Source organism: candidate division Zixibacteria bacterium HGW-Zixibacteria-1 (assembly GCA_002838945.1).
Classification (GTDB): domain Bacteria; phylum Zixibacteria; class MSB-5A5; order GN15; family PGXB01; genus PGXB01.
The window spans coordinates 47,386-54,979 of sequence record PGXB01000023.1 but is presented as its reverse complement, the minus strand read 5'-3'; the positions used below and the strand labels follow the sequence as shown (position 1 = coordinate 54,979).

Annotated in this window: 8 protein-coding genes; 5 read left to right on the top strand and 3 right to left on the bottom strand. The window is 47.5% G+C overall.

The genetic code is table 11. The features are described 5' to 3' along the window. Positions 1-198: 198 nt before the first annotated feature. Genes CVT49_09905 through CVT49_09895 form a run of 3 tightly spaced genes read right to left on the bottom strand, consistent with a single transcriptional unit; the run spans position 199 to position 3,069 of the window. On the bottom strand, positions 199-705 hold the full coding sequence (locus tag CVT49_09905; protein ID PKK83218.1) for a CDP-paratose 2-epimerase: 507 nt from the start codon (positions 703-705) through the stop codon (positions 199-201). A 4-nt stretch (positions 706-709) separates the two neighbouring features. Then, positions 710-2,074: a deoxyribodipyrimidine photolyase gene (locus tag CVT49_09900; GenBank protein PKK83216.1), complete on the bottom strand. Its 1,365-nt coding sequence runs from the start codon at positions 2,072-2,074 to the stop codon at positions 710-712. Positions 2,075-2,127: 53 nt separating this feature from the next. Then, the gene (locus CVT49_09895) at positions 2,128-3,069 is read right to left on the bottom strand and encodes a transcriptional regulator (GenBank protein PKK83215.1); all 942 of its coding nucleotides are present in this window, start codon (positions 3,067-3,069) and stop codon (positions 2,128-2,130) included. A 270-nt stretch (positions 3,070-3,339) separates the two neighbouring features. Between CVT49_09895 and CVT49_09890 the strand changes: the two genes are divergently transcribed. The 5 genes from CVT49_09890 to cydB all read left to right on the top strand — a co-directional run bounded on the left by CVT49_09890 (position 3,340) and on the right by cydB (position 7,404). Continuing rightward, positions 3,340-3,555, top strand: coding sequence for a DUF378 domain-containing protein (locus CVT49_09890; GenBank protein ID PKK83214.1), 216 nt, complete (start codon positions 3,340-3,342; stop codon positions 3,553-3,555). A gap of 95 nt (positions 3,556-3,650) precedes the next feature. Continuing rightward, entirely contained in the window at positions 3,651-4,175 is a 525-nt protein-coding gene (locus CVT49_09885; protein PKK83213.1) for a Nex18 symbiotically induced protein, read from the top strand. A gap of 157 nt (positions 4,176-4,332) precedes the next feature. After that, positions 4,333-4,722: a hypothetical protein gene (locus CVT49_09880; protein PKK83212.1), complete on the top strand. Its 390-nt coding sequence runs from the start codon at positions 4,333-4,335 to the stop codon at positions 4,720-4,722. A 310-nt stretch (positions 4,723-5,032) separates the two neighbouring features. Continuing rightward, entirely contained in the window at positions 5,033-6,379 is a 1,347-nt protein-coding gene (locus CVT49_09875) for a cytochrome ubiquinol oxidase subunit I (GenBank protein PKK83211.1), read from the top strand. After that, complete coding sequence (cydB, locus tag CVT49_09870; GenBank protein ID PKK83210.1) at positions 6,376-7,404, top strand: cytochrome d ubiquinol oxidase subunit II; 1,029 nt, start codon at positions 6,376-6,378, stop codon at positions 7,402-7,404. Before CVT49_09875 ends, cydB begins: the two co-directional genes overlap by 4 nt. The last annotated feature ends 190 nt before the right edge of the window (positions 7,405-7,594 follow it).

The window sequence follows — 7,594 nt, the reverse complement described above, 5'->3', positions numbered from 1 at the left end:
TGAGAATCTATAATAATACTCCGAGAAAATGTCTGGACTTTCAAACACCGTCTGAAGTATTTTTAGAGCAATTGTTGCACTTCAAATGTGAATCCACCACCAGGCATCTGACGGTATGACCGCGCTGCAATAATCGTGGAACAAGCCGTCCTCCGACATAGCCGGTTGCACCGAGAACCAGTATTGACGCCATCGCTGTCAACCCGCCTTTCCAGAAATATCAGCGGGATGATTCATCTGCCCGGAGATATTTTTCTCAAACATTTTCTTTATAACGGATGCCCGATAATCAAAAATTCGATCAAGCTGTCCTTTCACTATAAACCGGTGCATCAGATGTCCCAGGAACCCGAAGGGAAGCGCGTATCTGACTTTATCGGTTATTAAGGTTCCACCATCTTTTTCAGCAAAGCGGTGGGTATGATGCCAGAGAGCATAGGGACCCTTAAGCTGCTCATCGATAAATAGATGAGGCGGTTCATAGGACGAAATCAAGGTTCTCCAGTGCAATTGTATTCTCAGCAGCCTGATGGTGTAATCGATAAGCGCTCCCTGTTTCATTCGAATCGGCCCCGGAGTCAGAATTTTAAATCCAAGCGAAGGCGGGGTTATTTTTGAGAGATTCTCCGGCCTTTCAAAAAAGGCAAAAACATCGCGCAGGGGACAATCGATGAACTGCTCTCTCTCAAGATTAAATACCTTCATCTGCTCACCCATTTATGATGCCCGCTATTTTCTCAACATAATTATCAATGTCGAATTTACGCTTACAGCCGTTATAACTCATATACCGTATTTTCCCGAAGATATCTCTTTCGAACCACGGCCGGTCGTGAACACCGCCGATACTCCAGGCGATACCGGTATAACCATTGGGGTCCCGGCCATCAAGCTGGTATTTGTCATTCAAATACACGGCAACATCGAGCGCCTTTTCAGGGGTTGCCGACCATTCGAGAATCTTCTTTGCCCAGTACATACGCATGTAACCATGCATCCGGCCAAGTTTAACCATCTCCAGTTGGGCCGCGTTCCATAATTCATCATGCGTCTCGCCCCTCTCCAGTTGCTCCGGTGAATAAAGGTATTCACGAGGATCGGAGCGATGTTCATCGAGAGTAATTTTGGCCCAGTCCGGAAAGCCGTCATAAGAATCATATCTCGAATTATATTCGCAGAAGTTTTCGGCCAGTTCGCGCCTGATTATCAGTTGTTCGAGATATGCTTCCTGAGACTTCAGATTCTGATCGAAACGCTGCACTTCGAGGGTAATCCGCTGGGCCGAAATCATGCCAAAATGCACATACGGTGACATGTGAGATGAAACATCGGCATTGGGATCATTGCGCCTTTCATCATAGAGGGGCCGTTTTCGGTCAAGAAATAATTTAAGCGCCGTCAGCGCCGCTTTTTCCCCGGGTTCAATCCAGTTAACCTCTTGAACGATAGCGTTGACTTTAAGGCTTTTTTCGATGTTGTTCCAGTTATTGTCAGGATTGCCGGAAGACCAGGGGTGGCGATGTTTCTTCAAAGGCGGAAAATCGGTCAGATATTCCGGGAGAAGCCTCGTAATTTTGGGACGAATAGTATAGGCGGCATATTCCTGTTTATCTGATGCAAGCCAGACCGGAACGATATTATGAGCATCGACCTCATAAAACGGTATGCCTATTTTGCTTTGAACGTCATTTTTCCATTGCTTGCTGATCTTCAGCGGTGAATAGTCGGTGACAACGATCGAAATTCGGTGTTCGCGGATAAATCCGGGAATTTGCTCCTTCGGCCCACCGGTAAGCAGGAAAAAGGGGATATTGAACCTGGCCAATTCTTTTTCTACTTCCCAAAGCCCTTTCAGCATAAAGCGATACTGCCTGATACCGGCTTCAAGAAATTGCGGCACCAGATTGAAAACAACGGCCAGAGGCGTCTTTCGTTCCAATGCGATTTGTTGTGCAAAAAGCAGCGCCCAGTTGTCATGGACTCGCTGATCGCGGCTCATCCAGTACAGCACCGGGCCATTTATCTGTCCGCCTTTTTTCAGGAGACGAACCCTCGTATTATTTATAGAATTCATGGTGTTAGATGAAGCACCCCTATAATGACAGCCGGCAACGCGGTTTATATAAATCAGGCGGCATTGACGGAACGAATGGAATCGAGCCGGAATTGAAGCGACGAGAGATCTTTGACCAAAACGGCTCCGATCTTTTCGATGATTCCCCGATACCCCTCGGCAGAACGACCACCTACAATAATCTGCACTCTGACTCCAAGAATGTTGTGTAACTGCTCCAATTCATTTCCGACACGCGGATCATCGGCAGGATAAATTACGCTCAGCACAACGGCCCTGGCATTGTTGTGAATAACGGCGCTGGCAATGTCACCCGCCGGCATGTTGGGCCCCAGATAGAGAGACTTCCAACCGGATGCGGCGGCGGTTATATTGGCCATCAGGGCACCGAACTCATGCAACTGCCCGACAGGTGTCGTTATTATGACGAGCGGCGCCGATTCATGAGCCGAGAAGGCACCCGACATATTTCCCAGAAATGTTCGAACAACCGCCGATGCCAGATGCTCATGCACGACTTTTAATTCACCCTCGCGCCAGAGATCGCCGATGGAAGACATCAAAGGACCCAGAACCTGTTCGAGTAAAGCACGCTGGCTAAGGCCGACTGATGCTTTTAGCAACATCGATTCAAGACGCTCGGCGTCAAGGTCATTAACCGCTTCCAGACAAAGCTCACGATATTCCGAGCCGGATTTTATGGAAAGATCGACGTGGGCGGATTGCGAACCGGGAAGGCCAGCAACACTCCCCGATCCTATTAATCTGCGCAGTTCGTCCGTCGAAAGCTTTGCGATTTGACTGATACTTTCACCCGCCTTGGTAGCGCGCCCAAGAAGAATCAACCGTTCGATGTCCTCATCGGAATAGAGCCTCCGATTGGTTTCGGTTCTGAGCGGGGTTACGGCATTGTGTCGTCTTTCCCAAATTCTAATAAGACCGGCGGAAAGACCGGTTTTTTTGGCTACCACTCTGATCGGATGTTTGGTCATCATTATATTCCATAAAAAACTATTTGTTCAACTTTTGTCAATAATTAAACCAATAATTCACCAAAAAGTTCCCTATTAATCGTAAACATTCTCATTAGTTATCTATCTCGGTCAATTCTTTTGATTCCTTAACCTATTTCATACAAATAAATTACATAAATTTTTCAGTAATAAATAATCATTATCTCAACATAATTTATACATAATGGGAACATTTATTATACATATTTGGTTCTTGTTTATGAAACCTGAAAACAAAAAAAGGAGAATGAAATGAAATCATTTGACGTTATTTTCGCGATGCTGCTGGTGATCGGCGGCTTGAACTGGGGGCTGGTTGGATTGTTTAATTTCGACCTTGTCGCCACTATTTTTGGCAATATGAGTATGGTCAGCCGGGTGGTTTATATTCTGGTCGGCCTGAGTGCCATGTTTCAAATTACCCAGCTTAGAGCCATTCAGCGCCGGTGGGGCGTTGTCAACGCTTAATTGCAGCAGGATACCATAAAGAGAAAACAATGGTCGAACAGTCGTTACACTCATGGACTGTCAGGACAGAGAAAGAAACAAAGAAGGAGTAGATCATGAAGAAGCATACAATCATCACTTTAGCCGCAATATTTATTTTGTCGATGAGCGTGGTCAGTTTCGCGGGCCAGTACGAGACAAAGATGCCTGAAAAGAAGGCAATGAATATTGTCGAAACCGCCGTTGCCGCAGGGTCGTTTAATACTCTTGTGACAGCCGTCAAGACGGCCGGCCTGGTCGATGCTCTCAGCGGCGAGGGCCCATTCACCGTTTTCGCGCCGACCGATGCCGCTTTTGAAATGCTTCCCAAGGGAACTGTCGAAGCTCTTCTCAAGGACAAGGAGAAATTGAGCGCCATTCTTACTTATCATATTGTTTCCGGCAAGGTAATGTCCTCGGACGTAGCCAAGCTGAAGACGGCCAAAACCCTTAATGGCCAGGAAGTTTCGATTAAATCAGATGACAAGAATGTCATGATCGACAATGCCAGAGTCGTCCAGACTGATATAGAGTGCAGCAATGGCGTCATTCATGTAATCGATGCCGTCATTCTTCCCTCAATGGAAAAAGCCGAAAAGTAAAGAATGTAAAACAGCATATTTAGAGGCCGGGTTCAAAACCCGGCTTTTTTTTGCGAATTTTCGAACCCTGACGGAAATATTACCTTTTTCATGTTTATTTCGCTGTTGACATGTCGATCCCTATCAATATATTAGAGCCGAATATGGAGGAAATTTTATGTATTGTCCGAGTTGCAAATATGAGTATAAAGACGGTGTCGTTAAATGCCCGGAATGTGGCGATAAGCTGGTGGCTTCAGTGCCGACCGAGGACATTCCCGATTATTATGATATGGTTACGGTCTATACGACCAGCGACCAGGCCAAAATACTGATTGCAAAATCCCTGCTTGAGGATGCCGACATCAGATTTTACGCCAGCGGCGACGGAATCATGGATTTATTCAGTGTCGGTCGTCTGGGTTTCAATCCGGTCGTGGGAGCGGTCGATTTCAAAGTCAGGGTCGAGGACGAAGAGGATTCCAAGGAAATACTGTCAGGACTGATCGAGGATGATCTTGACGACGATCTGGATGATGACTATGATGACGAGGAGGATGAGTATTAATTTCCTTCATCGCCTTCCAGGGAATATTTGAAGCAAACCTCTTTAATATCCCCTTATTCCGACTTATTTCGGGGAATATACAGATCAGTTGTCTATTTCGTGATCGCCATTTCGGTAAGATAAAATTCGTGATTCCGGCGGCAATTGCCGAATTCGAAAAACCACCGGCCCAATCAATAATCAAAAATACTTGACATCGACTTCAAAAAATCATAATCATGACACAACAGCATTTGAAATGCATGGGGTGTTTTCGCTCTCAAGCTAAGTTAATTTTATCATAGTAACACAAGGCGGAGAAATTATCATTATGGATTTGGAGATACTATCAAGAGTCCAGTTCGGCGTGACGATCGCTTTTCATTACCTCTTTCCCCCATTGAGTATCGGGCTCGGCCTGATCCTGGTTATCATGGAGGGAATGTATATGAAAACGAAAAACATGATGTATCACCGCATGACCCGGTTCTGGGTGAAAATATTCGGGTTGATATTCGCTCTTGGCGTTGCGACCGGAATCGTCATGGAATTTCAATTCGGAACCAACTGGGCCACTTATTCGCGCTTTGTCGGCGATGTTTTCGGTTCGGCTCTGGCCGCCGAGGGAGTTTTTGCCTTTTTTCTCGAATCCGGATTTCTCGCCATTTTATTATTCGGCTGGGACAAGGTCAAACCCAGGACGCATTTCATCGCAACCATCCTGGTTGCCTTCGGGGCCCATCTTTCGGCAATCTGGATAGTCGTGGCCAACTCATGGCAGCAAACACCGGCGGGACACCATATAGTGCAATTCGGGGACGGCCTGAGGGCGGAGATCGTCGATTTCTGGGCGGTGGTATTCAATCCGTCATTCCTTGACCGGATATCACATGTGTATATGGGGGCATGGCAGGCGGCGGCATTTTTTGTTTTGAGCGTGTCGGCCTTTTACCTGTTAAAGAAAAAGCATCGGGAGTTCGCGATTGGATCGATGCGCATCGCCCTGATAGTGGCGGTGTTCGCATCGGTAATGCAACTGGTCACCGGCCACAGCAGCGCTCAGACCGTTATGCAAACGCAGCCGGCCAAGCTGGCCGCCTTCGAGGGACATTACCCGGCCAGCGCCCCGGCAGGGATGTATCTTTTCGGCTGGGTCGATGAAGAAAAAGAAGAAACCATCGGCCTGCAAATTCCCGGGTTACTGAGTTTTATGGTCGATTTCGATCCGGCAACACCGATCACGGGCCTGAAAGCATTTCCGAAAGAAGATCGCCCGCCGGTCAATATTGTATTTCAGAGTTACCATATCATGGTCGGCATGGGGATGCTTTTGATTCTACTGTCGCTCATCGGTATGCTCGGCTGGTGGCGCGGATTTCTTTTTCAAAAAAGATGGCTGCTGTGGGTGATGGTTTTCTCGGTTTTGCTGCCGATGGCGGCCAATCAACTGGGCTGGTTCTCGGCCGAGGTCGGCCGACAGCCATGGATCGTTTACGGCCTACTCAGGACATCCGATGCTTTGTCACAAAGTGTCGGGTCGGGGCAGGTGATAATTTCGCTGATACTGTTTTCACTTATATATATGCTGCTTTTTGTACTGTTCATATATTTGCTTAATGAGAAGATACAGGAGGGACCTGAGGTCGAAAGCGGCAGCGAAGGAGGGGCGCGGGCATGAATTTCACACTTGATCTGAATACAATATGGTTTTTCCTGATAGGTGTACTTTTTACGGGGTACGCCCTGCTTGACGGATTCGATCTCGGGGTCGGCGCCCTGCACCTTTTGACCAAAACCGATAATGAACGCCGGTTGATGATCAACTCGATCGGGCCGGTCTGGGACGGCAACGAGGTCTGGCTGGTCACGGGCGGCGGCGCCCTATTTGCGGCCTTTCCGGAAGTGTATGCCACTTCGTTTTCCGGATTCTACATGGCCATGATTCTGCTGTTGTTTGGACTTATTTTCAGGGCGGTGGCGATCGATTTTCGCTCGAAACAGCCGTCAAAGGTATGGCGGCAGTTCTGGGATATCAGTTTCTCGGTCAGTTCAATTGTATCGGCGCTGCTGATAGGAGTGGCACTCGGAAACATTGCTTATGGAATCCCGCTGGACAGCAGCGAAGAGTTTATCGGGACATTCTGGAGTCTGTTGCATCCGTATACGCTTCTGGTGGGAATCACCACTGTTTCGCTGTTTATGATGCATGGCGCCATATACGCCGTCATGAAAACAGAGGGCGAGCTGCAGACAAAACTTCGCGGCTGGATCAACCCGACCATCATTTTCTTTATCATTTGTTATATCCTGACCACCCTGGCGACCCTGCTTTACCTGCCGCACATGTCGGCAAACCTGAAAGCTTCGCCGGTCCTGTTTATCGTTCCGATTCTCAACGCGCTGGCCATCGCCAACATTCCCAGGGAGATTCATCATGGGCGCGAATTCCGGGCGTTTCTGTCATCGTGCGCCTCGGTGATCGCGCTGATGGCGCTGTTTGGCGTGGGAATGTTTCCCAATCTGATTTTGTCGAATCCCGACCCCGCCAACAGTCTGCATATTTATAATGCGGCCTCATCGGCCAAAACGCTGAAGATCATGCTGATTATAGCTATAATAGGCATGCCGCTGGTGATTGCCTATACGATCAGTATATATTACATATTCCGGGGCAAAGTAAAGCTGACCGAAACCAGTTATTGAGATAAATGCGCCGTATCGGGCTGCAATAAATCCGGCTTCCTCAGGCATCAACCTGAGTAAATACGCCTTTGGCGCAATAAAATAAAAGCCTTGATTTCAATTTCATATATCTTTAAATTTTAATTAAGAGTCAAAACGACAATCCTGAATATAAATTTCGGGCAGGATTATATCCGAAGCCGGAAAGGAC